The sequence below is a fragment of the Sphingobacterium sp. HMA12 genome (assembly GCF_002933815.1).
Lineage (GTDB): Bacteria > Bacteroidota > Bacteroidia > Sphingobacteriales > Sphingobacteriaceae > Sphingobacterium.
In genome coordinates, this window is the sequence record NZ_BEYR01000005.1 from 170,343 (window position 1) to 195,144 (window position 24,802).

Sequence of the window (24,802 nt, forward strand, 5' to 3'; positions counted from 1 at the left end):
ATCTGTCCTGTTCGGCAGATTCCTGATAAAAAGCGACGATTTCCATATACCTTTATAAATAGACCATATTTGACATGCTCATTAAAATATATAACGACAACCCCAATCCAAAAGCCATTGCACAGGCCGTTGACATCCTTAGACGTGGTGGAGTAATCATTTACCCCACCGATACCGTCTATGGTATCGGATGTGATATTACACAACAAAAGGCAATTGAACGCGTCTGTGAGATCAGAGGTTTAAAACCGGATAAAGCTAATCTATCCTTTATCTGTTATGATCTGACCGATATTTCTCAGTACACCAAGTCTTTTGATACCACCGTATTTCGTGTCCTAAAGAAAGCACTCCCCGGCCCCTTTACCTTTATCTTTAACGCAACAACTAAAGTCCCCAAGTTATTGAGTTCGAAAAAGAAGACTGTAGGTATTCGTGTTCCAGACAATAACATTGTCCGCGAAATAGTGAAACAATTGGGCAATCCAATCGTAACCACATCTATCCACGATGAAGATGAAATAATCGAATATTCCACTGATCCCGAATTGATCTATGAGAAATATCAAGATCTCGTAGATGCCGTTATCGATGGAGGATACGGAGACAATGTCGCTTCCACTGTAGTCGACTTAACAGAAGGAACCTTTGATGTCATTCGTGAAGGAAAAGGCGATCTGGAACAATACTTATAGCATACGCAACATAGCGTATAATGATCTAACATTTCAACAGCTATATCAATGGGCCAGCGCATCTACTCAAATTATAGTGTTGGCATTTTGTGTATAAGATTCACTTTGTAGCACTTCAAATTCAACTTATCAACAAAAACGTCCACTTATTAACACCATAAATGTTAATAAGTGGAATACCTGTGTATGAACACCAACACGAAATGTGCATAACCTAACACTTATAAACACTAAAATGTTAATAACAAGAAAAAACAAACCCAATAATTAGCTTAAAATGTGTAAAATTCACACCTTATTAACATAAAAATGTTGATAAGGTATTTAAATGCTTTCTGATTTCAAAAATCATTGTGCAAAACAAAACAATATTCACATCTTAATGTTGAAAGTTAACACCAGATTCCACACGCTGCTTTATTGCCAGATTGAAGAGATCAAATCCTTGCCTTGTTGTCGATAACAATTTTCCAAAAAATGGAATTATTAATCCGGAGAATAGTTCACCTTGAGTGAGCCTAACCAAGTTGGGCTCCACTTGATCCAATATAAAATAATGTTCACCATCAAAGATGCCGGGAATAAATAACTCCCCTTTCCAACGCAACTCTCGGTCGGGATCAATACGCAAAAAGCGTGGATTCATCTTTATCTTAAAACCATTCGGTTGTTCTAACAGCACTACACAACGCTTCCCCAACACGGGCTCCCGTTCAAAACTTTTAATTGTTGGACTCCACAGCGGGTAAGCACTAAAGTTTATCAATACTTGCCAGACTTGTTCTACTCTCGCCAGAATCATAATACTTGTTTCAATCTTTTTCATCATTATATTGCTTTTACGGATGCTGCTCTCACGCGTATTCTTATTGCCAAGTGCAATAACGATAGCTCATCAGCGCAATCCCGTCGGATATACGTCTCCAGGAAATAAGTACCTACACTCGTCTGTATTGTATTGCATGCACGACTATACGAGCATTAGCACAATGCAAAGCATACTAGCTCAACTTGCCACTGGAGATAAAACAAAACTAGGATAAGTAGAAGAGATGGCTCTTGACTTTTATCAAGAACTTATTTTAGCGCGGATGCGACTGAGCGTTTCGGGACTCATTCCCAAAACTGAGGCGATATATTGAAGTGGCACCTGATGGAATAAAGGTTTATATTGCTCAAAATAGTGTTGGTAGCGTTCTTCAGCTGTCAGACAGATAAAATCTGATATCCGTTGCTCCATAGTACTAAAACATTTTGCCAAAAATGCCTTTTCAAATTTATTCCATTCAATGACTTCAGATTCCATCTTTTGGTAATCAAATTTAGATAGGCGATACATACGACAATCACTGATACATTGGAAATTCCATTTGGAGGGGATATCGAAAATAAAAGAAGAAAGATCTGTCACGAAGTGATTGGCCGTACCGATCCATTGCGTAAATTCACCTTTTTTGTTCCACCCGTATTGACGGATCAAACCGGACTCAATAACGAATAAATTGGAAGAGTAATCTCCTTCTTTGATGAGATAGTCACCCCGATTGAATTCAACTTGTTCAAAACGAGCGAACAGCTTTGCGCGCGCAGCTTCAGGGAGAGGAAATAGGTGATCAAACAATGGATTAAACATAGCTACGAAAGCAGGCTACAAAATCACGACCTCTTCGATGATAACATGCCCGACATACTCATTTACCCTTCCGAGGATTTGACGACGCATTAAAGCAAGTTCATTTTTAATGACTGCAGACTCCACACGAACAAACAACTTTTTGTCACGTACATACAGCTGTTGCGTGCGATTGGCAATTGCCTTTCCAATCAATTGAGGCCATACCGAGGCGATTGAGGTCTCATCAAATTTTCGACGTAGTTTATAAGCTTCTAGGAGACGCTCTACCCCCTGCTTAATGGTCATGTCATCGCTTGACCGGATAAATTCCAGGCTCTTTTTCGTTGGTTGCTTCTTATACATTCACTTGTCCTCCTTCGATACCAAATATACGAACAGGGCGATTGATTTCGTCAAAGATTCGTTGAATTCTTTTTGAGTCTGTATCCGTTAGAAAAATCTGTCCAAAATCATCGTCAGAGACCATCTGCATCAATTTATGCGTACGACGATCGTCCAGTTTATCAAAGATATCATCCAGAAGAAGTAGAGGTTTAAATCCTTTTTTTTGTTGTAAATAGGAATATTGGGCAAGTTTTAATGCAATGAGAAATGATTTTTGTTGCCCTTGGGAGCCGAACTTCTTCAGCGGCATTCCACCATGGATAGTAAATATCAGATCATCTTTATGAATCCCCTGACTAGTACGTTCCAAAATACGGTCACGCTCGAGGTTTTTCGTTAGAATATTCAAAAAGGAATCCGACATTAGGGGAGACTCATACTGCAGTTGGACAGATTCAGCGTCTTCGGTCAAGAATTCATAATGTCGATCAAACTCAGGTTGAAACTCTTCCATAAATGATCGCCTCTTCGCAAAGATCATATTGCCGACCTCCTCAAGTTGAAAGTTAAGAATTTCGATTAATCCCAGGTCCAGCACACTGGTTTGACGCGCCTGTTTGAGCAAGCTATTTCGTTGAGCTAAGAACTTGTTGTAGATAATTAGCGTATCCAGATATTTATTGTCCGTTTGGGAAATCACATTATCCACAAACTTTCGACGTTCCTCGCTCCCGTCCGTAATGATTATACTATCATTAGGTGAAATCATAACCAAAGGAAAAAGTCCAATATGATCGGCCAGTCGAGGATAATCTTTTTTGTTCTTTTTAAACTGCTTTTTTTGATTCTTTTTTAGGCTGCAGGAAATAACATCGCTATTCGATTCTTTATCAAATTCACCTTGTACCATGAACCAATCATTACCGGATTTGATATGTTGCGAATCTATAGGATTAAAATAGCTCTTACAAAGTGATAAGTAGTGGATTGCGTCCAAAAGATTGGTTTTGCCAACACCATTATTCCCTGTAAAAGCATTTACTTCAGGGAGAAATTCCAAAGAAGATTCCGAGTAATTCTTGAAATTTAGAACAGAAAGTTGCTTAAGCCACATAGCACAAAGATACGCTATTTGGGCCGCTTAAAATTATTTTATTTCCTCAAAATCGACAAACTCACCAGCCGTTTCCGTCCCTTTGCGCTCGGGTGTTTCCTTCGGTGGAATATAATCAACTTTGATTTTGCCTTCAGGCTGAGATCTTTTATTTTCTTGCTGCCCCTGACCGGTAAACTCATAATAGAAAGTACCACTTTGTCCCTGGCCGCTATATGCTCCCCCCTGTTCCTGCGCTTTTTTCATCAGCTTTTCAGCTGCTTTACGCATCGCAAACGGTAATAATAATTTGAATAAGAATCTTATTACAAAGTAAACAGCGAATGTAATAAGTATAAATTTTAAAAATGCCATAGTTAATTCGTTGCTATTTTATCAAATTTAACCAATAACTCCATAAACTGTTGTCTTTAAAATGTCAGATAAGAAATTATTAACAATTTTTAAGATTTCCCCAGTTTTCCCTTTGTTTCCATGATGGTACGGTAAAGTTCTTCTTGCCGCTGGGTTCCCAGCACGTAGGTCAATCCATCTTTATCCGTTAGGAAAACAGCGTTTTTACCCCCTGCAAAAAACTTAATCTTTCCTTTTGTATGCAGGTTATAAACAGGGTTATTAAAAAAAAATGTGCTATATGGACCCTTTTCAACCCTAGAAATAGAAGCTAAATCTATTTTCACCACCCGGGTGGACCAGAGGCCACTGATCAGGATATGGTCCTGAAATACTTCTATGCGAAACAAGACCATATACATCATAACAATGGATGTAATGATAATCCCCACTCCGACGATGAAAAACAATTGACTGGAAATCAAATGGTCCAAGTTCAGATAAAATGCGGTAAAACAAAATAACACAAGTACCAAACGTACGCTTATCCAAACACGATCGCGTCCTAAATATTGATTTTCCGAATAGAATACACCTTCTTTCATTTCTTTTTTTATAATAGGATACTGGAACAATTTTTCCCTTGCTCCTTAATCATTACCACATTTACAGACTAAAGTAAGGACTTTTTTTGTATTGCTGGTAATCTTATAGCGATTATCCATCCGATATTTGGCGAGCCAAAGAATATCGCCATTTCCATTCACTAGGATAGGAATATTTTCCTTTTCAAATAAGCTGATTTTCTTATTGATGAAAAAATCACTCAGCTTTTTCCGTCCATCCATGCCCAGAGGATAGAAGCTATCCCCAATCTTCCACGAACGGATCGTCAACGGAAAGACAAGCAGATCATAATCAAATTTCGCGATCTCTATGCTGTTGGTGATGGTCAGTTCTGTTGATACCCCTGCATGAAAACAATACTGTTTCCACTCCACTGTAGACGTTTCAGAAGTAATGATCGCTTCATCCGAAGATATGAATTCCTTTTCTCTGATAAAAAGTTCATTTCTATCCAAAAGCATATGATAACAATCCGATTGGAAAATACGTCCCGATTCACGTGTCCAGGTTTGCTGCAAATCGCTTAATACCGCTTTTGAAAAATTAAAACCGGAGAACAATTCATACAATAGTGGCAAATTGTGCAAATACTCTTCCAAGTCTTCTTTACGTACCACCCAGCCATCACCCGTCGACTGAAAAAGTTTATTCCGGATCGGTTCAACAAATTGCTGTAACAATTGATACGACTCCTTAAAATGCGTAATATTTTGTTCAAAAATCTGTTCAAAATCAGGTTGCAGCTTTTTGAAATGAGGAATAATATCTATTCTTATCTTATTGCGTGCATACTTTGTTGAAAAGTTAGATTGGTCATCCCGATAGGCAATGGCATATTCCTGGACGTAATATTCGATTTCACTTGCTTTGAGAAACAAAAGAGGCCGGATGATTCGATCTCGTACAGGCAAGATGCCCTGAAGCCCTTGCAGACCAGTTCCACGTGAAAGATTTAACAACACGGTTTCGATGTGATCGTTTAGGTGTTGAGCCACGGCAATTCGGTCAAACTCAAGTTCCGCCCGGAGTTTCTCGAACCAGGTGTAACGAAGTTCGCGTGCCGCCATCTGGATAGAAAGTTGATTTTCCCGGGCATAATTCTTGGTGTCAAATCGGTTGACAAAAAGAGGGATGCCATTGTCAGCTGCAAACTTTCTCACCAAAGCCTCATCCAGTTCAGCGTCCTCACCACGTAACTGGAAGTTACAGTGCGCAATAGCAATATTAAAGCCGGCTTTTGCGAATAAATGTGCCATCAGCATCGAATCCTTTCCCCCACTTACCGTAAGCAATATCTTGTCATGAGGCATCATTAAATGCTCCTTTTCAATATATCCCTTTAATCTTTCCAGCACATTCATACAACAAAGTTACGGTATATTTTGGCTGAATGATAAATTCACATCTTAAAATTTGTGAAATCCAATAAAGTAGCAATTAAAATCCATATTTTTGCCCTTGTGAGACAATACATTTTTACCCTTATTGTATTAATTTTAACTGGCTTGACGGTGCAAGCCCAGAAACAGGACGAATTAAAATTACTTTCTTCGTCACATATTATTACTGGAAAGAACGGTAACGTCGTTTTCTACCGTCCAGTTTACGAGCATGTTGGTTCGACCTTATCATCTGACAGTGGATATTTACACAATGATAAACTGGGGCGACAATTCTTTGAGGCCTATGGAAATGTGATCATCACCCAACCCGATGGCACACAGATATTTTCCAATAAACTACATTATGAAGCCGCAATGCAGCTCGCTACATTGACTGGGGCTGTCCGTATGGTCAGTACGAGTGGATCAATATTAACCACCGATCATCTGGTCTATAACATGCGCAGTAAGATCGGAAATTACTATAGCGGTGGACGTATTCTCTCCGGAAGTGACACCATCACCAGTCAACGCGCTACCTATTTCGAAAATACCGGCGAATCATATTTTAACCAAAAAGTTGTTGTCAGATCGACGAATGTAAAAGTCTATACGGACTCCATGAAATACAATGGCAACACCCGAATAACGGATTTTTATGGTCCTACTAATATGAAAGGGAACAAGGGCGAAAATCTATATACCGAGAAAGGCCGTTATCATATGGCTACCGGCCAGGCCTATTTTTCAAAGAACAACCTTTATACAGAAGGCACTAAATTCCTGAAGGGAGATAGTCTTTTCTACGATAGACAAGTCGGCATCGGTAAAGCCGTAAAAAATGTTGTCTTTGTGGACACATTGGACAAATTCTATGCTTATGGCGGGTTTGGCCTCTACAATGGAAAAAATGAATCCATCACAATGACTGACAAACCCTTGGTTGTTTCCGTGGTAAAAAAGGATTCAACCAAAAAAGATTCTGTCGCCTCCTTCTCACCTGTACAGAAAAAGTCTGAAAAGGAACTAAAAAAAGAAGCTAAGGAATTAAAGAAAGCTGAAAAAGAAGAACAGAAAGACAAGGAAAACAACAACAAAGCGGAGATTGTCACTGATAAGGATCCTAAGAAGACCGTAGTGGAAAATAAGAACGCCATCGGCAAGGAGGAGAAATTAAAGGAAAATTCAGAGATGGACTCTGTTTTTATGACTGCCGATACCCTATTCTCACAGATGATCTTCCGACGAGATTATATCGCCCGAGATTTTAAGTTGAACCGTGAGGGGGGAGCCATCGAAGAAGACAATGAAGTCGATTATGGTGACAACGATTCCACATCTTCCGCTATTGACTCAACCAGCAACCTACAACAGGTAGCAGATAGTCTAAAGAAAGGCATAGATAGTCTGCACAAAAAGGAAATCAAGAAGCCTGTCCTTGACAAGGAGGTTAAAAAATTACCGGATACAGTGACCACTACCAGACAGAATATTCCAAAAAAACAACCTGTGATCGTGGGTGATCAGAATCGGATAGAAATTGAGAAAAACTTGAAAGCTGATAGCGTATTACGAAAAAAGGCAATCATCCCAAAAGGCGGGGAATCCGATCAGATTATGGGCGCCGCATTGAAAAATGCACAGGAGGGAAAAAGAGATTCTCTGCCCCAAGATACGGCCAAAACAAGGATTCTAAAGGCCTACTATAATGCACGACTATTCAAATCTGATTTGCAGGCGGTTGCCGATTCCATGTATTATGGTATGCAGGATTCGATGTTTAGATTGATGGGAAAACCAATGATGTGGGCTGAGAATTCGCAGATATCCGGCGATACAATCTTCTTGCAGGTCAAAAATCAAAAACTGGACAATTCCCTTTTAGTCGGAAATGCATTTATGGTCAATGCCACGAGCGATTCATTAAAGTTCAATCAGATCAAAGGGCGAAAAATTACCAGTTTCTTTACCAATAACCGGATGGAACGCCTCTTTGTGGATGGAAATGCTGAAAACATTTTCTATAATATAGATGAGAAAACAAATGTGACCACAGAACTCGTTCATGATCGGAGCAGCCGTTTTAAAATTCTGATGGAAGACAATAAACTCAAAGAATACGTTTCTATCCGAAAAGTCGATGGCAAAGTCTATCCGATAGCAGAGGTTACCGCAGACAAAGAGTTTCTGCCAAACTTTACATGGCGTCCTGAGGACCGTCCTAAATCAAAAGCGGATCTACTAAATAGAAAACGTGACCTTTCCAAGTCATCTTTCACGGCTCCGACAGAAAAGGAAACGGAGGAAAATGGGAAAATGAAATCCAAGCCTAAAGAGGATAAGCAGGGCCAGGAGAAGAAAGGGAATGACACGAAAGCCGGAGCAAAAGCTGTTTCGAATAAAACAAGCAGTACGCCTAAAGCAACAAGCCCCGAAGTAACAATGGCTAAGCCGCAAGTAAAAAAAGACATTACGCCAACAACCGATAAAACAGCTGTAAAACGGGATTCAACAAATTTAAAACCGTTGACAGTAGCAGCTCCAGATAGTACCCAAACGTCCAAAAAGAAAGAAGCGAAATAGTCCATATAAAAAGGTAAACACAAACGGGGCAAAATAAATATTTTGCCCCGTTTGTGTTTACCGTCAAGGATAAAGTTTATCAACTAAAACTGCGCCTAAGCATTATTTTGTTTTTAGATATTCAGCAAGTTTGCCGACAGCAATCGCACGATGACTGATCGCGTTTTTTTCTTGGGCACTCATCTCAGCAAAAGTTGTATTGTAGCCATTAGGGATAAAAATCGGATCATAACCAAATCCATCCGCTCCCCTACGCTCTTTGATGATCTTCCCCTCGATACTTCCCTCAAAAAAATGCTGTTGTTCATTCAGGTGCAACGAAATAACAGTTTTAAATCTAGCCGTACGGTTTGGATTATCGCCCAATCTTTCCAGGACCAGATCTATATTCTTTTCCATATCCCTAGAACCCGAATAACGTGCCGAATACACCCCCGGTTCGCCATTTAAGGCATCTATTTCCAGCCCTGAGTCATCACCAAAACAATAAAGTCCATATTTGTTTACCAAATAGTCCGTTTTTTGTTGTGCATTTTCTTCAAATGTTACCCCAGTTTCTGGTATATCATCCTGACAGTCGATATCGTTTAAACTTTTAATAACAAAAGCATCTCCCACTATTGCCTGGACCTCCTCCAGTTTATGGGCATTATTCGTTGCAAATACAAGTTCTAGCATCTTCTTCAATTTTATATTGCCAAAAGTAGAAATTCTTATTTAAAAGACGGCAATCATTGTGATGGGACAAAAATCGCTTTTAAAAATTAAGAAACAATAAATGTTTTAAACTCGTTCCAGAACAGTTTCTTTTTATTGACATCGGCAAACATCTCCTCAAAGCTGAAGGTATTGAACACCGTCGCTATGCGCCCTTTCATATAGGAATTGTGTTCGATCGGAGGAAGCTTTAAGGATGCGGGCTCCACACCTAATAGAATAATCTTTGTAGGCTCAAAGAACTGCATGATACGTTTAAAATCATTTGGGTTATGTGCATTGGCTAAGTTAACCACCGCAACATTTTCCTTCGTCAATTTTAAGGCACCAATCGTCTTTTCAAATGCATCAAGAGCCGCTGGAGAGAAATAAGGATATTCTACATAACGCAGGATAAAGAGTATCCCTTGATCTTTGCTGCCCTGATAAATAAATTCTCCACCTAATACCTCCAGTGCATTGACAATACCCTTTTGATCTTTTTCGCTGCCTAGCGCACTTACTTCATTGCTTTTGTCTGTAATAGCTGGTTTAGCGAGATGATCAACCGAGGGAATTCCAACAGCGACATATTCCGTATCCTTTGCTATGGCTACAGCTTCCGGTTCCGACCGGAAGTCATACCCATTGAAAAAAATAGTTTCATCCATCAAGGCTTGAAGGGCTACTGGATTGTCTGTTGTTAAATTGCTCATCGTTCGAAAAGAAAATAGTGGAAAGTAAAGATAAACAAGAAAAGAGTAAAAGAAAAAAGGAGTAAAGAATAAAGAACTTGTCTGAGTCAAATTCTTTGTTCCCCACTCCTCTTTCTATAGAAAAGATTAATGTCCTAAGATATAAGAGAAAATCAAAGGCGCTACGATTGTCGCGTCAGATTCTACGATAAATTTAGGTGTGTCAATATCCAATTTACCCCAAGTGATTTTTTCATTTGGAACTGCTCCGGAGTAAGACCCATAAGAAGTCGTCGAATCTGAAATTTGACAGAAATAAGCCCAGAAAGGCACTTCTTCCCATTCCAAATCTTGATACATCATCGGTACGACACAGATTGGGAAATCACCGGAAATACCACCAGCAATCTGGAAGAAACCTACGCCTTTTCCAGCGGAGTTGTTACGGTACCATTCCGTCAAATAAATCATGTACTCAATACCCGATTTAACGGTGCTCGCTTTCAATTTACCCTTGATCACATTTGACGCGAAGATGTTACCTGTAGTTGAATCTTCCCATCCCGGACATACAATCGGCAAATTTTTCTCAGCAGCAGCTACAATCCATGAGTCTTTTGGATCAATTTCATAATATTGTTCCAATACACCAGAATTAACGACTTGATACAAGAACTCGTGTGGCAAATAACGCTCACCTTTCGCTTCAGCGGCATGCCACACATCTTCAAGATGTTTCTGCAAACGACGGAAAGCTTCTTCTTCTGGAATACAAGTATCTGTTACACGGTTGTAGTGATTATCCAATAATTCTCTTTCTTGTTCAGCTGTCAAATCTCTATAATTCGGAATTCTTTTGTAATGTGAGTGAGCAACTAAGTTCATCACATCCTCTTCCAAATTAGCCCCAGTACAAGAAATAAAGTGTACTTTATCTTGACGGATCATTTCTGCCAAAGAAACACCCAATTCTGCGGTAGACATTGCACCTCCTAGGGAGATCAACATTTTTCCACCATCCAAAAGATGTTCCTCGTAACCTTTTGCAGCATCTACTAATGCCGCTGCGTTAAAGTGACGGTAATTATGCTCAATAAATTGAGAAATAGGTCCTTTTTGAGTACTCATGATATTTTCTAACTTTTATAAAATAATAAGTACCGCAAAGGTACTGAATATAATCTATTTTAGGTTCCCTCTACCGCCAAAACAGCAATTGGTTGCTTATTTTTTAACAAATGTAAAAAAGAATGCCAGCACCATAAATAGAATTACATTCTTGAAACTTCCGTTTCGAGTGAGGTTTTCTGAGCTTTTTGTTTTTGATAGAGCCCAAATGTATAATTGAAATTTAAACCAACAATTTGTGAATCATTTATGGTTTTAGAACGGATGTTGAACCGATCTCCAACTATTTCACGTTTGATCACATTTGTATGAAATAAATCCCGTATCGTTAAAGCCAGACTGAGGTTATTGGAAAACTGTTTATTGATCGCCAGGTGCATCTGGTACAGTGGTTTAATAACTGTTTGTGCATAAAGCACATTTGTCCGATACGAATTGGTCCAATTTATTGTCAATTTATGCGGTAGCTTTACCTGTATCATCAAATTACTTTGGAAAGACCAAAGATTTCGATCAATCGATAGGTTATTTAGCTTATCAGGTGTGTTTTTATAGTGGATATATTGAATCTGACCAAAACCGTACAGTGTTAAGCTTTTAAAAATTTCTTGGCCCCCATTCAAGGAAATAGCAGCACTCCGAACAGCCTCAATATTTTGATAAGTCTGGGCATAATTCTTTTCATTAAGCTGATGGATCATGGATATATAATTTCGATGGTTAAGGAAAGTTACACCGATATTCCAACGCTGGCCATGCACATATTTTAACTCCATATTATCGGTCAGTTGTGGCACCAAATGAGCATTGCCCTGGTAGCTCGTATTAGCATCAAAAAAAAATATTGCAGGATTCAGATCCTGATAGTTGGGACGTACGATCCTTCGTCCGTAAGCAATTTGTATGGCTTTGTTATTTTCTTTATTGATTTTGTAAATGCCAAATAAAGTAGGAAAAAGATATAAAGTTTGTTTACGCTTGCCCAATTCGACATATACATCATTAATTTCGTTATGAAATTGCGAATATTCAGTTCTTAAGCCCAATTTAAATTCCCACTGTTTTAATTTTATTTGAAAATCTGTATATAGTGCTTCCAGATACTCTACTTGTCTAAATGCGCTTTCAAGTGCGTCTGCATCCCGCAGATTTTGGTCAGTTTCCCCCTTTTTGTAATATCCACGTGAGCTACGTGCCGATCGGCTTAGCTGGAACCCCGCTTCTAGCCCAAACCGTTCTTCAAATTTTCGCTGGAAATCGGTCTTAATTCCACAAAGATCAACAACAAAAGGATTGTTGGAATATAACAACTGCTCATCTTTACGCTGATGCGCAGCTCTCTGCATGATCATTGTTGTTAAATCTTGCCACCTATTACTTGTATAATTTAGGTAATCGACATCCCATTGAATGGTTGTCTTTTTATTTTCAGCGGCATAATCGTAGTGTAGGTTAGCACTATTTTTATGAACAGGATTGCGTAGGTTACTCCATGATGACGTGGATTGAAATAAGTCACCTGCGTTGGAAAAACTGGTCTGATAATCCCCTAATTCCTTATAGTTATTTTGAAGAAAATTCCAGTTCAATTCAATCGAAGAATTCTTGCTTATCCGATATTCAAGTCCGATTCGTGCATTCATTTCCAGTGCATGATTACGCTCTTGGTTGTGCTGAGCAATTGTATTGATCTCATTGTCCTCGGCTACCAACTGACGTTCGCGAGCAACATCGAAATAATTGGAAGACCGGGCAATAGAAAACCCCGAGTTGATGGTCCATTTTTTCGTGCCATATTGGATCAGCATACCATTGTTGTATTTCCACAGCCTGCCCTTTGATTCGCCCAAAAATACGGTTCCTTTCAACCCTTTTAATACATCCATTTTTGTCCTAATATCAATTACTCCAGCATAACCTTCAGCACTCCATTTTGCTGGTGGTATAGACATTAAATCAATGTTTGCTACTGATGTCGCTGGTATAGATTTCAGATAACTTATCAATGCCGTCCCAGTGAGGTGAGTTTGCTTACCATCTATGGTGACGAGCACGCCCATTTTCCCCTGCAAAGCCAAGTTCCCTAATTCATCGATCTGTAAACTCGGGATGTTGTTCAACACATCAAATGTATTTCCATTTAATAAAACAGAATTGCTTCTGGGACTAATCCGCACGCGATCCAAAAGTTGCTGTTGGAGTGGTATGTTTCTTTTAACCTCGACGGTATCTAGCTTTTGTGGATCGTGACCAGGCGGCTTCACTACGACGCTATCCCGCGATTGCACCGCATTTTTTGGCCCTACCTGCGCCAATAAAAGACATGGCAAGCCCAGGGATAGCCATAATAGTATCCTAAATCTCATGCTGTTTTATCCTTTAAAATTTAATGATCGAAGCTTTGATCTATTGCATTGGCTAATTTCCTGATAAAATCAGGTTTCACATTTTTATCAATAGCATTGATATTGTCCAGATCGAGTAAGAGTGCAGGTATGTTTGCATTACGTAGCACAGCATGATTTGTACTGATCTGGGGACTGCTCACCTGCAATCCATTTTGTTTCAGTTTCTGGTCTAAGCTAAACGCAAACCTCTGATTATGCTGTTCGAGTGCGTTATTGGTAAACCCTGATTGGTACAGAATCCGAATAGGGAGTGTCTCTTTTGTTTTTACGAGATCAAAATGAATGGAAAGAAATAAATCCCCTTCAATATTGGACCGCTCCTTCAACATCTTAAACTCGTCCCCTGCGCGCGAAAGCACCACTTTATATCCCTTGTGCTCTAACTCCCGCTTCAAGAGTAAACAGGTTTCCCATGTGAGTGATTTTTCAGTTAATCCGGAGGACGTTGTGGCTCCGGCATCTTTCCCCCCATGTCCCGGATCTAAGACAATTGTCTTCATACCGCCTTCTTCTACAGCATTAAAAATGGAATACAACGAACGCTTTGGCGGATTGATAAACGAATAAAACAATAGCGAAAGACATAAGACGGGAACAGTCAATATGTATTTCCATTTTGATCGGGCAGAAGATGGTTTAGACATCATTACCTGGACACGTTCTACCAGCTCATGCTGGTTATTAAACAAACTGCTCTGTAATCCGATCGGCTTTTCTTCCTGCGAAAAGGCAAGCAAAAAGCGAGCATAGCCGCTTTTCCCGTATGTATCAGCCAAAATACGATCGACTTGATATTCATGAGTAAGGTACAATTGCCCACGCAGCCAATAAATTAGTGGGTTCAACCAAAAAAGGCAACGAAAAATTTCGATAAACCATTTATCCAGACGATGCTTGAATAAAATATGTTGGCTCTCATGTTCAAAAATTAACTGCCCTGCCGCCGTATCGAGCAACTGCTCCTCCATAACGATAACGTGTTGTACAGAACAGTTTATATATTGATCAAATGGATCTACGATGATAAATCCCCTGTATTCACGCGGGTGCAACTGTCTAATTCTCCTACGTAATGTAATGTAGCGCACGATACAACGAAGTAACAGCAAGACTGTAACGAGTAGATAGAGATAAGCAATCCAATGACCAAGCGAAATTGAGCTCCACAGCGAATCGGCCATTTCTACTTCCGTGAATAGATCTCCGCCTACTTGTATAGTGTTTAATACTTTCCCGACCTCAGCAACTTCTGGGGCTGTAGTTACCGACGAAAAGAATAATTCCGCCATGCGAAATTTACCAAATGGCAATAGCAAGCTCAACAAACAGATTCCGATCAAATAATAACGGTTCCATTGAAAAAAAGAAAGACCTTTGATCACCAGAAAATAAAGGGCCGCTCCCAGCATTAGGCTGCAATTGACCTCAAACAGATAATAAAGTATATTATTCATGATCTTCATTCTTTTTGATGAGTTCTTCAATCTTCTGTATATCTTCAGCCGAAAGTTTCTTCTCCTTTACCATAAAAGACAGGAGATTTTCGACGGAATCGTCGAAGTAGTTATCCAGTACCCTCGAAAATGAAAATTTTCTATACTGCATTTTCGAAATCAATGGATAGTATTGATAAGTCTTTCCAAAAGCCTTATAACCTACATAACCTTTCTTTTCCAGTATTCTAACAATCGAGGAGATTGTATTGTAAGGGATTGAATTGGTAGGGTCCAAGTACTCTATGACATCTTTGACAAAGACCTCCTTTAGATGCCAGATTACTTGCATGACTTCTTCTTCTTTTTTTGTTAGTTCTTCCATAATATAAAGATGAAACTTATTTTTCAGTTATACAACTTATTTTTCAGTTTAAAAACTGAAAAATAAGTTGTATAATGAATTTCAATAAAAAAAAGAATGTCTAGAGGCTTATTTTTACTTCTTTAATAATCTCGAAAAGAAGAAATATGCAGCCATTAAGAAAATGATAATAACAATAAGGACGACAATCTCCTGAGCGCCTATCCCCCAGTTCATACTATTCATACCTTCCGTATATAAGTTAAATCACCCATTTTTCACAGCCATCCAAAAATGCCTGGTCTATATCTGCGCCAATCCCCGGTTCGTCCGATATATGGATTTTGTACCCGTCATATTGAATCCCCCCGATGACCGGATCCTCTAGGTGCCCAACCATGCAAGTATCTAAATCAAAAAATTTGACATTGGGAGCTGCATAGGCAAAATGGACTTTTGCTGCCAGGGCCAACCGAGATTCGAGCATTCCACCGATCATACAGTTAATCCCATATTCCACAGCAACGTTATTGATTTTCAGCGCTTCTTGAATTCCCCCTGATTTTGAAAATTTGATATTGATATAGTCACAAGCATCCGCTTTGCAAAGTCGTTCCGCATCATGATGCGAATAAACCGACTCATCAGCCATAATCGGGACAATCGTTTCTGTACGCAATTGGGGCAACAATTCATCATTCCAGGCGCGCATAGGCTGCTCACAAAATTGAATTTTAAACGGTTCTAAGCCCTGTAAGGCTTCCACCGCCTCTTCGTAGGACCAACCTTGGTTTGCATCAATCCGGATAGGCATCTCAAATCCTACCGCTTTACGAATTTCACGGATACGGGTCACATCTGTTTTCGGATCTTTGCCCAGTTTTACTTTCAGTAGCACGGCGCCCCCATCCTGCAGACGCTTAGCTTTCATTGCCATCTCCTCTGGAGACGCTATGCCCAGCGTTATATCCGTTGTTATCTCCCGTTTCGTACCCTTCAAAAACTGATAGAGCGGAATACCGGCATGTTTGGCCGCCAAGTCATGCAATGCGACATCAAAAGCAGATTTGATCGTTCGATTCCCTGCAATATACAAATCCAGCTCAGCCAGTCGTTCAGCAATGGCCAGTGGATCCTTTCCTTTCCAGATCTTAGCAAAATCACGTGCCAAAACCAGACAGGTATCCTGTGTTTCTCCCACGATCATGGGGAATGCAGAGCATTCACCGACACCGTAGATTCCAGTATCGGTATGAACACGTATAAAAGTATTCTGGGCATAATCCATAGTTCCGGTCGCAATAACAAATGGCTCCATCGGAATGCTTAGCCGGTATATCTCTATGTCAGTTATTTTCATCCTATGTCTATAAATTAAGTCATTTTTAATAGAGCACCAACGGTGTGCAATACTTTGCCTAATTTATACATATTATTGCAATCCCACGATGCTTTTTCCATATCCAATAAAAATTTATCGCCAAATGATGCATTATTCGTGTATCGTAAAAGCGTATTAGCACAACAAAACAACAAATGCAATATCCATAACAAAAACATTAAAAAGAAACAATAAAATCAAAACAATCACATTTTTATTAGAATATTTATAATTTTATTCATTTTTATTCCTATATTAGCAATGTATAATATTTGAAAAGGAAAGATGATTCAACAAAGACCGAAAACGGAGGGCCTTTACGACCCTAATTTTGAGCATGACGCCTGTGGAGTAGGCTTTGTCGCCCATATCAAAGGGAATAAATCACACGCACAAGTAAAAGACGCTTTGACCATGTTGGAGAACATGGAGCATCGTGGTGCTTGTGGTTGTGATCCCGAAAGTGGAGACGGAGCTGGTATCATGATTCAGCTGCCACACGAATTTTTGTGGGAAGAATGTATCAGCTTAGGAATACAGTTAGAGGAACCGGGATATTATGGAACAGGAATGGTATTTCTTCCGAAAGAAGAAGGCATGAACAAAATATGTCGGGACTTGATTGAGGAAGCCGCAGCCGAAAGGGGTATGAAATTCCTTGGCTACCGTCCAGTACCAGTCAATCGTGAAGGTATTGGACCAACAGCGCTCAGTGCCGAACCTGAAATCGTCCAATTTTTTGTTAGCAGACCGGACGGCGTTTCAAATACGGAAGAATTTGAACGCAAACTTTTTGTTCTACGTCGCCTGATCATTCAAAAAGTTAAACAACAACAAGAATACCCTCTCCCACTTTACTTTGCATCGCTTTCTTGCAAAACTATCATTTACAAAGGTCAATTAACAACATACCAAGTCGGCACCTATTACCTGGATTTACGTGATCCTCGAGTGGTATCCGCGTTTGGATTGGTACACTCACGCTTCTCGACCAATACTTTTCCTTCCTGGTCACTAGCACAGCCATTCCGTATGTTGGCTCATAATGGTGAAATTAATACCCTAACAGGTAACCTCAATTGGTTTTACGCTGGAATGCGTGCCCTTTCGTCACCTTATTTTACCGAAGACGAAATGGAAATCCTGCTTCCTATCGTTGATCGAGGGCAGTCGGATTCAGCCTGCCTTGACAATGTTGCCGAGCTCCTTTTACACAGTGGTCGTAGCCTGACACACGTCATGTTGATGTTGGTACCTGAGGCATGGGATGGTAATACCCAAATGGATCCACTGAAACGTGCGTTCTACGAGTACCATGCAACCTTGATGGAACCTTGGGATGGACCTGCAGCGCTATGTTTTACCGATGGTAAACATATCGGAGCAACACTAGACCGTAACGGTTTACGCCCATTACGTTATGCCGTTACCTCGGATGACCGTGTTGTGGTTGCTTCCGAAGCCGGGGCCCTTCCGATCGAAGAATCTACTATTATTAAAAAAGGCCGCCAACAGGCAGGAAAGATATTTCTCGTCGATATGGAGCAAGGCCGTATCTTGACGGACGATGAAGTAAAAGATCAATTGATCAACCAACAACCTTATAGTGATTGGTTGGACAACTATAAAATCAAGTTAGAAGAACTGGAAGAACCTCGTGTCACCTATACCTATCTTTCCAAAGAATCCGTTTTCAAATATCAGAAGACATTTGGCTTCTCCAGAGAAGACCTCGAAACAATCCTGACGCCAATGGCATTGACCGGGTATGAACCAACAGGTTCGATGGGTTCGGATGTTCCGCTAGCTATTCTTTCTGATCAGCCACAACATATCTCAAGTTACTTTAAGCAATTTTTCGCACAAGTAACCAACCCACCGATCGATCCCATCCGCGAGCGTTTGGTCATGAGCTTGGCGACCTTTATCGGTAATGCGGGAAATATCCTGATCGAGGACAAAAAATTCTGTCACTGCGTGACTTTACCTCATCCGATCCTCACCTCCAAAGAACTTGAAAAATTACGTTCCATTGATACCGGATTGTTTCAGGCAAAAACCATTCAGTCCTATTTCCGTTCAGACGGAAAGCCGGGTTCGCTGGAAGCAGGTTTAGAGCGTCTATGCAGATATGCCGATGACGCTGTACGTGATGGTTTTCAGGTATTGATACTTTCGGATCGTGCCATAGATTCCAAACATGCGGCGATCCCTTCTTTGCTTGCTGTATCAGCAGTGCACCACCACTTGATCAAAACCGGTAACCGTGGTGCTGTAGGACTAGTCGTCGAAGCCGGCGATGCTTGGGAAGTACACCACTTTGCCTGTCTATTGGCCTTTGGTGCTACTGCGATCAACCCGTATATGGCACTGGCAAGTATCCGTACCATGAAGGAGCAAAACACCTTGGATACCGAACTTACCTGGCCTGAGCTATCCAAAAACTACGTAAAAGCAGTTAACAATGGCTTGCTGAAAATTTTCTCCAAAATGGGGATTTCAACATTACAATCTTATCATGGCGCTCAGATCTTCGAGGTACTTGGTATCGACAAATCTGTTGTTGATAAATTCTTCTGTGGCGCAGTATCCCGTATCGGCGGTATGACACTGGATGACCTGGCCAAAGAGGCTTTATCTAAACACTGGCGTGGATTTGAAAAAAGCCGTACACCACAGAACCTATTACCGGAAGGTGGTATTTATCAATGGAAACGTCGTGGCGAAGGTCACTTGTGGAATCCAGATACCATTCACTTATTGCAGCAAGCATGCCGAACCGGAGACTATGCCACGTATAAAAAGTATGCGACCAAGATCAACGAACAGAAAGAACATATGTTTACCCTGCGTGGACTGTTGGATTTTGCAAAACATCGCAATTCCATTCCATTGGAGCAAGTTGAGCCGGCAAGCGAAATTTTAAAACGTTTTGCTACCGGAGCGATGTCCTTTGGATCTATCTCCCACGAAGCGCATAGTACCCTTGCCATTGCCATGAACCGCATCGGCGCAAAATCAAACACCGGTGAAGGAGGTGAAGATGAATTGCGTTATCAACCTCTTCCAAACGGAGATTCCATGCGTTCGGCAATCAAGCAAGTTGCTTCTGCGCGCTTTGGTGTCACCTCCAATTACCTGACGCAAGCTGATGAATTACAAATCAAAATGGCACAGGGTGCTAAACCGGGTGAAGGTGGTCAATTACCGGGTCCTAAGGTGGATGCCTGGATTGCGAAAACCAGACACTCTACACCGGGCGTCGGTCTGATTTCCCCGCCACCACATCATGACATCTACTCCATCGAAGATTTGGCACAGTTGATCTTCGATTTGAAGAATGCCAACCGTCAAGCAAGGATCAATGTAAAATTAGTATCTAAAGCCGGTGTAGGAACGATTGCAGCAGGTGTTGCTAAAGCACATGCAGACGTTATCCTCATCGCAGGTTTTGACGGTGGAACAGGTGCTTCACCGATCAGTTCGATCAAACATGCCGGATTACCTTGGGAACTTGGTCTTGCCGAAGCACATCAGACGCTTGTGAAAAACAAGTTGCGTAGCCGTGTGGTTTTACAGGCCGATGGTCAGGTAAAAACAGGTCGCGATATCGTTATCGCAACACTCTTAGGCGCCGAAGAATGGGGTGTATCCACAGCTGCCTTGGTGGCTGGAGGTTGTATCATGATGCGCAAGTGTCACTTAAATACATGTCCAGTAGGTGTAGCCACACAAGATCCCGAATTGCGTAAACTTTTCTCCGGGAAACCCGAAGATATCGTCAACCTATTCACTTTCCTTGCCGAGGAAGTGCGCGAGACCATGGCATACCTTGGATTCCGTACCATCAACGAGATGGTAGGCCGTGCCCAGTTCCTCAAAAAACGGGAGAACATCGAGCATTGGAAAGCAAAGAAAATCGACTTTACAGATATTCTCCATGTTGAGCGCAATGAACCGGGACAATCGTTGTACAATACGGAGGAGCAGGATCACGGCATGGCCATGATTTTGGACTGGGGACTATTGAAACAATCCAAACTAGCGTTGGAAAGCAGAACACCGGTTTTTGGAACATTCAAAGTAAAAAATACCGACCGTACCATCGGAACAATGCTATCCAATGAGATCTCCAAATTATACGGATCTGAAGGATTACCGGATAACACGGTCAATTTCAAATTTGAAGGATCGGCAGGTCAGAGCTTTGGTGCATTTTCAACAAAAGGACTGTCGTTCGAATTGCAAGGAGAAGCCAATGACTATGTTGGTAAGGGCTTGTCAGGTGCGCAGTTGGCCATTTATCCGGTAACGGAAAGTGCCCTTGTACCCGAAGATAACATCATTATCGGCAACGTAGCACTATTTGGAGCCACTTCAGGACACCTATTTGTCAATGGCCAAGCGGGCGAGCGTTTCGCTGTGCGAAACTCCGGAGCGACGGCTGTCGTTGAGGGTGTAGGTGATCACGGTTGTGAATATATGACCGGCGGACGGGCACTGATCCTCGGCGCAACAGGACGCAATTTTGCAGCCGGAATGAGCGGCGGTATTGCATGGATTTACGACATCAATGACGATTTCCGCGAAAACTGCAATCAGGAGATGGTGGACCTAGATCCATTGGAAAGTGAAGATGAAACAGCAATTATTGCCCTATTGAAACGTCATGTATTATTGACCAATAGCCGTAGAGCAGATTTCATCTTACAAAACTGGGCCCGGGAGAAAAATAAATTTATTAAAGTATTCCCTAGGGAATATAAAAATGTCATTCGTCAAAAATTAGTTGAAGCATAAAATAGGAAGCACAGATCATGGGAAAAATTACAGGTTTTAAAGAATTTGAGCGCGTGCTTCCAACAAAAGAAGCTGTTGAAGGCCGTGTGCAGCACTTCAAAGAATTTAATAAAGGATATTCTGAGAATGAGCTGAACAAACAGGCCGCGCGTTGTATGGACTGCGGTATTCCGTTTTGTCATTCAGGCTGTCCACTGGGCAATGTCATTCCTGAATTCAATGATGCCGTATACGATGGAAAATGGGAAGAGGCTTATCAGATCCTGACCTCTACCAACAACTTTCCTGAATTTACAGGTAGAATATGCCCTGCTCCTTGCGAATCGGCCTGTGTACTGGGTATCCATAGCACAGCGATCACCATCGAAGAAATTGAAAAGCATATCATTGAGATAGCATTCAAAAAAGGCTATGTTAAGGCCCATAAGAGCTATTTAAAAACAGGCAAGCGTATAGCTGTGGTTGGTTCTGGCCCTGCCGGACTCGCCGCCGCAGCACAATTGAATAAAGCGGGCCATGACGTCACCGTTTTTGAACGTGACGATCAGGTGGGCGGCTTACTCCGCTATGGTATTCCGGATTTCAAATTGGAGAAGTCTGTTATCGACCGCCGGATTAATTTAATGAGAGAGTCAGGGATTGAATTCAGTGTAAATACAGAGGTAGGAAAAGACATCAGCTTTTACGAATTGAAAGCTTATGATGCCGTGGTATTGGCTACTGGATCGACCGTACCTTGGCATATGCAGTTGCCCGGACATGAAGCCAAAGGGATCCATTTCGCCATGGATTTCTTGAAACAGCAGAACAAAGAAGTCAGTGGCATCAGCATTGATCAAGAACGTATTTTAGCGACAGATAAACATGTGGTCGTGATTGGCGACGGTGATACAGGTTCGGACTGTATTGGTACCTCCAACCGCCACCGGGCCAAGAGCATTACCCAAATTGCCCGTAAACCAACTCCAGCGAAAGAACGTTTAAAAAATAATCCTTGGCCAATGGACAAAGTAACCTTCGGAACCTCCTCTTCGCAAGAAGAAGGCTGCGAGCGTCTTTGGGCAACGGAAACGCAAGAGTTTGTTCACGACGAAAATGGCCATGTCAAAGCGGTAAAAATTAAGGAAGTTCAATACGAAGTCGACGAATTTGGACGCCGTACAAGACTGGGGGAATCCGAAGTTCGGGAAATTCCTGCCGATCTGGTTTTATTGGCTATTGGCTACAAACATACCGAGCAAAGACTATTGGAGCAACTCGGTGTACGTGTGGACGAAAAAGGAAATATCCTAGCGAACGATAAAGATTATCAAACTTCTGTGGAAAATATCTTTACAGCAGGTGACTGCCGTAAAGGGCAATCATTGGTGGTCTGGGCGATTTCTGAAGGCCGGGAGTGCGCACGGAAAGTAGACGAATACCTTATGGGATATTCCGAACTTGAAAGCAAGGATTTCTTGGCAGTGCAAAATGCCTAGCTATTGCAGTTCCAAGATATTAAACTCTTGCGCAAAGAAAAAGCAAACCAATAAGCAAGAGCTGGTTCTTTAGATTTTTGAATTAAATAAAAAACGCCTGCTGACATGAATTATCAACAGGCGTTTTTTGATATAAGCCAAAATAATTATTTCAACGGAGTCTTTAATTTAATAAAATAGATGCTATTCTTATCAACGGTGTTTATCGCTGGTAATATCTTCGATTTATAAGTCCCCTCTCCCGTAACGCCGAAATCATCATCATTACATACCGCAATTAAAGACGAATTAATAACAGCTAAACCCTCCGCTTTATCGTGTGGATATAGTTCCTTAATATCCGTCATTAAATCAGCAACCAAGGTTTTTGTTACAGGTTTGATATTATTCGCAGCCAAGGTAGCAGCATCTTTTAATGCTTCAACTGTTTTCTTTTCAGTCCCAAATAGTTTTCCTTGATCACCATTAATAGGATCTGATATATCCGTTGCACCCGCAAGATCTATCTGATAGATTTTCTTAAAAACAGTCCCCCGTGTCGCTTCTGTTGCATATTCTCCGTCACGTTCCAGCACAATAAAAGTAGAATTCGATACCGCAGCAATTTCACTGACAGCTTGCAAGTCTGGCTTTTCCATCATATACACAAACTGCTTGGTATTTCCTGTTGCAATATCCATAGTGACGATACGGATAATCAAGGAATTCTTCACCGCATCCTTGGAAGGATTATAGAGTGGGAATTGCATAATACCGACCAAAGTTTTACCATCTGGTGTTATGGTCAATCCCTCCATCCCACGATTTGGGCGACGTTTGGCGAATACCAATGGTAATTTTTTCCCTGTTGTCCAAGGGTTGATCCGCTCAATCTCCTTTCCTGAAGCATCAAAGTGAACGATATGTGGTCCATACTCATCACTTACCCACCAAGAACCATCGGCAGCTCTTGCCAAGCCTTCCGAATCGATGCCATCTTCGCTTTTCCCTAAATCCTTTCCATTCGTATCCAAAGCTTTCTCTCCCGAACCACCTTTACCCTCAGGGTTCGGCAAGCCGTTCAATTTTACACCGTTTTTATTCTTTAATTCAATAGCAGACTCGAAAACCAGCACATTATCCTTCAATCGAAATTTACCGATCTGAGGGGTGAACATCGGGTTAGCAAAAACTTTACTCTCTTTTTCTGTACCATCAATATTTGGCCCACGATCTGTTAAGAGGTAAAACACCGTTTTATCATTTGGGTCCTGAACCATAGAAGAGCCATACCCACCATTATATACCTTTACCTGCCCAACCGTACCCAATACTTTTGGATCTGTGGCAATGGCCTTATCCGGATAAGTTAAATTGACAATCGGATCAATGATCTTTGATACATCATCCTTACTGCAGGAAGCACACAAAAGAGCAATACCCAATGCGCTGTATAGTTTTTTCATAATTTATTCTATTATCCTGCAAACATAAACCTCGCATATTAGGCAATCATTAACAAATGTTTAAATAACTTACATCCACCGACCAAATCATAATGACAAATAAAAATAGATTGTCTTTATGGAATTTCCTTTTTCATTGCATCAAAGAAAAAATGGACAAAGGAGGGATGCGATGTCCCCTTGTTGATCGGGTTATGACAAATGAAACAGCCAAAGACGATACGAATGCTCGAAACGAAAATTGAACTTATGACTTAAAAATTTGGGCTAGACCAGCCCA

At 40.9% G+C, this 24,802-nt stretch carries 19 protein-coding genes; 4 read left to right on the plus strand and 15 right to left on the minus strand.

From position 1 onward, the window contains the following. The first annotated feature begins 74 nt into the window (after positions 1-74). Positions 75-695: an L-threonylcarbamoyladenylate synthase gene (locus HMAT_RS21750; RefSeq protein ID WP_104384952.1), complete on the plus strand. Its 621-nt coding sequence runs from the start codon at positions 75-77 to the stop codon at positions 693-695. A gap of 379 nt (positions 696-1,074) precedes the next feature. Here the strand turns inward: HMAT_RS21750 and HMAT_RS21755 are convergent, their stop codons facing one another. The 7 genes from HMAT_RS21755 to tilS all read right to left on the minus strand — a co-directional run bounded on the left by HMAT_RS21755 (position 1,075) and on the right by tilS (position 6,090). Then, a complete protein-coding gene (locus HMAT_RS21755) occupies positions 1,075-1,524 on the minus strand; it encodes an SRPBCC domain-containing protein (RefSeq protein WP_158656041.1) in 450 nt (149 codons plus the stop codon). Positions 1,525-1,764: 240 nt separating this feature from the next. Continuing rightward, entirely contained in the window at positions 1,765-2,328 is a 564-nt protein-coding gene (locus HMAT_RS21760; RefSeq protein ID WP_104384954.1) for a Crp/Fnr family transcriptional regulator, read from the minus strand. Positions 2,329-2,343: 15 nt separating this feature from the next. Further along, positions 2,344-2,673, minus strand: coding sequence for a DUF721 domain-containing protein (locus tag HMAT_RS21765; protein ID WP_077437878.1), 330 nt, complete (start codon positions 2,671-2,673; stop codon positions 2,344-2,346). Then, the gene (locus HMAT_RS21770) at positions 2,666-3,769 is read right to left on the minus strand and encodes a DNA replication/repair protein RecF (protein ID WP_104384955.1); all 1,104 of its coding nucleotides are present in this window, start codon (positions 3,767-3,769) and stop codon (positions 2,666-2,668) included. Before HMAT_RS21770 ends, HMAT_RS21765 begins: the two co-directional genes overlap by 8 nt. Positions 3,770-3,802: 33 nt before the next feature. Next, on the minus strand, positions 3,803-4,123 hold the full coding sequence (locus tag HMAT_RS21775; protein ID WP_104384956.1) for a DUF4834 family protein: 321 nt from the start codon (positions 4,121-4,123) through the stop codon (positions 3,803-3,805). 89 nt (positions 4,124-4,212) lie between these two features. Then, positions 4,213-4,707 carry a hypothetical protein gene (locus HMAT_RS21780; protein ID WP_233789495.1) on the minus strand — a complete coding sequence of 165 codons (495 nt, stop codon included), beginning with the start codon at positions 4,705-4,707 and terminating at the stop codon, positions 4,213-4,215. 45 nt (positions 4,708-4,752) lie between these two features. Continuing rightward, complete coding sequence (gene tilS / locus HMAT_RS21785; protein WP_104384957.1) at positions 4,753-6,090, minus strand: tRNA lysidine(34) synthetase TilS; 1,338 nt, start codon at positions 6,088-6,090, stop codon at positions 4,753-4,755. Between the two features lie 150 nt (positions 6,091-6,240). On the opposite strand from tilS, the gene HMAT_RS21790 reads away from it, so the two are divergent. Beyond that, on the plus strand, positions 6,241-8,694 hold the full coding sequence (locus HMAT_RS21790) for an OstA-like protein (protein ID WP_158656042.1): 2,454 nt from the start codon (positions 6,241-6,243) through the stop codon (positions 8,692-8,694). A gap of 102 nt (positions 8,695-8,796) precedes the next feature. Here the strand turns inward: HMAT_RS21790 and HMAT_RS21795 are convergent, their stop codons facing one another. The 7 genes from HMAT_RS21795 to HMAT_RS21825 form a co-directional block, all read right to left on the minus strand. Continuing rightward, complete coding sequence (locus HMAT_RS21795; RefSeq protein ID WP_104384959.1) at positions 8,797-9,372, minus strand: non-canonical purine NTP diphosphatase; 576 nt, start codon at positions 9,370-9,372, stop codon at positions 8,797-8,799. Between the two features lie 86 nt (positions 9,373-9,458). Continuing rightward, positions 9,459-10,106, minus strand: coding sequence for a hypothetical protein (locus HMAT_RS27485; protein WP_233789496.1), 648 nt, complete (start codon positions 10,104-10,106; stop codon positions 9,459-9,461). A 126-nt stretch (positions 10,107-10,232) separates the two neighbouring features. Beyond that, entirely contained in the window at positions 10,233-11,213 is a 981-nt protein-coding gene (locus HMAT_RS21805) for a deoxyhypusine synthase family protein (protein ID WP_046674101.1), read from the minus strand. A gap of 143 nt (positions 11,214-11,356) precedes the next feature. After that, complete coding sequence (locus HMAT_RS21810) at positions 11,357-13,579, minus strand: outer membrane beta-barrel family protein (RefSeq protein ID WP_104384960.1); 2,223 nt, start codon at positions 13,577-13,579, stop codon at positions 11,357-11,359. A 20-nt stretch (positions 13,580-13,599) separates the two neighbouring features. After that, positions 13,600-15,075, minus strand: a complete 1,476-nt coding sequence (locus tag HMAT_RS21815; protein ID WP_158656043.1) for an N-acetylmuramoyl-L-alanine amidase — start codon at positions 15,073-15,075, stop codon at positions 13,600-13,602. After that, entirely contained in the window at positions 15,068-15,439 is a 372-nt protein-coding gene (locus HMAT_RS21820; protein WP_104384962.1) for a BlaI/MecI/CopY family transcriptional regulator, read from the minus strand. Before HMAT_RS21820 ends, HMAT_RS21815 begins: the two co-directional genes overlap by 8 nt. Positions 15,440-15,680: 241 nt before the next feature. Then, positions 15,681-16,778, minus strand: a complete 1,098-nt coding sequence (locus HMAT_RS21825) for a mandelate racemase/muconate lactonizing enzyme family protein (RefSeq protein WP_104384963.1) — start codon at positions 16,776-16,778, stop codon at positions 15,681-15,683. Between the two features lie 306 nt (positions 16,779-17,084). Here HMAT_RS21825 and gltB point away from each other — a divergent pair, with 306 nt between their 5' ends. Beyond that, on the plus strand, positions 17,085-21,599 hold the full coding sequence (gene gltB, locus HMAT_RS21830; RefSeq protein WP_104384964.1) for a glutamate synthase large subunit: 4,515 nt from the start codon (positions 17,085-17,087) through the stop codon (positions 21,597-21,599). A 17-nt stretch (positions 21,600-21,616) separates the two neighbouring features. Continuing rightward, positions 21,617-23,077, plus strand: coding sequence for a glutamate synthase subunit beta (locus tag HMAT_RS21835; RefSeq protein ID WP_104384965.1), 1,461 nt, complete (start codon positions 21,617-21,619; stop codon positions 23,075-23,077). A 146-nt stretch (positions 23,078-23,223) separates the two neighbouring features. Here the strand turns inward: HMAT_RS21835 and HMAT_RS21840 are convergent, their stop codons facing one another. Then, a complete protein-coding gene (locus HMAT_RS21840; RefSeq protein WP_104384966.1) occupies positions 23,224-24,522 on the minus strand; it encodes an esterase-like activity of phytase family protein in 1,299 nt (432 codons plus the stop codon). Positions 24,523-24,802 lie beyond the last annotated feature (280 nt).

Bases quoted from the DNA above. Each gene is read 5' to 3' on its own strand.
- HMAT_RS21750 (WP_104384952.1), top strand. From the start codon at position 75: ATGCTCATTAAAATATATAACGACAACCCCAATCCAAAAGCCATTGCA.
- HMAT_RS21820 (WP_104384962.1), bottom strand. From the start codon at position 15,439: ATGGAAGAACTAACAAAAAAAGAAGAAGAAGTCATGCAAGTAATCTGG.
- HMAT_RS21835 (WP_104384965.1), top strand. From the start codon at position 21,617: ATGGGAAAAATTACAGGTTTTAAAGAATTTGAGCGCGTGCTTCCAACA.
- HMAT_RS21770 (WP_104384955.1), bottom strand. From the start codon at position 3,769: ATGTGGCTTAAGCAACTTTCTGTTCTAAATTTCAAGAATTACTCGGAA.
- HMAT_RS21760 (WP_104384954.1), bottom strand. From the start codon at position 2,328: ATGTTTAATCCATTGTTTGATCACCTATTTCCTCTCCCTGAAGCTGCG.
- gltB (WP_104384964.1), top strand. From the start codon at position 17,085: ATGATTCAACAAAGACCGAAAACGGAGGGCCTTTACGACCCTAATTTT.
- HMAT_RS27485 (WP_233789496.1), bottom strand. From the start codon at position 10,106: ATGAGCAATTTAACAACAGACAATCCAGTAGCCCTTCAAGCCTTGATG.
- HMAT_RS21755 (WP_158656041.1), bottom strand. From the start codon at position 1,524: ATGATGAAAAAGATTGAAACAAGTATTATGATTCTGGCGAGAGTAGAA.
- HMAT_RS21795 (WP_104384959.1), bottom strand. From the start codon at position 9,372: ATGCTAGAACTTGTATTTGCAACGAATAATGCCCATAAACTGGAGGAG.
- HMAT_RS21810 (WP_104384960.1), bottom strand. From the start codon at position 13,579: ATGAGATTTAGGATACTATTATGGCTATCCCTGGGCTTGCCATGTCTT.
- HMAT_RS21805 (WP_046674101.1), bottom strand. From the start codon at position 11,213: ATGAGTACTCAAAAAGGACCTATTTCTCAATTTATTGAGCATAATTAC.
- HMAT_RS21815 (WP_158656043.1), bottom strand. From the start codon at position 15,075: ATGAATAATATACTTTATTATCTGTTTGAGGTCAATTGCAGCCTAATG.
- HMAT_RS21775 (WP_104384956.1), bottom strand. From the start codon at position 4,123: ATGGCATTTTTAAAATTTATACTTATTACATTCGCTGTTTACTTTGTA.
- HMAT_RS21840 (WP_104384966.1), bottom strand. From the start codon at position 24,522: ATGAAAAAACTATACAGCGCATTGGGTATTGCTCTTTTGTGTGCTTCC.
- HMAT_RS21765 (WP_077437878.1), bottom strand. From the start codon at position 2,673: ATGTATAAGAAGCAACCAACGAAAAAGAGCCTGGAATTTATCCGGTCA.
- HMAT_RS21780 (WP_233789495.1), bottom strand. From the start codon at position 4,707: ATGAAAGAAGGTGTATTCTATTCGGAAAATCAATATTTAGGACGCGAT.
- HMAT_RS21825 (WP_104384963.1), bottom strand. From the start codon at position 16,778: ATGAAAATAACTGACATAGAGATATACCGGCTAAGCATTCCGATGGAG.
- tilS (WP_104384957.1), bottom strand. From the start codon at position 6,090: ATGAATGTGCTGGAAAGATTAAAGGGATATATTGAAAAGGAGCATTTA.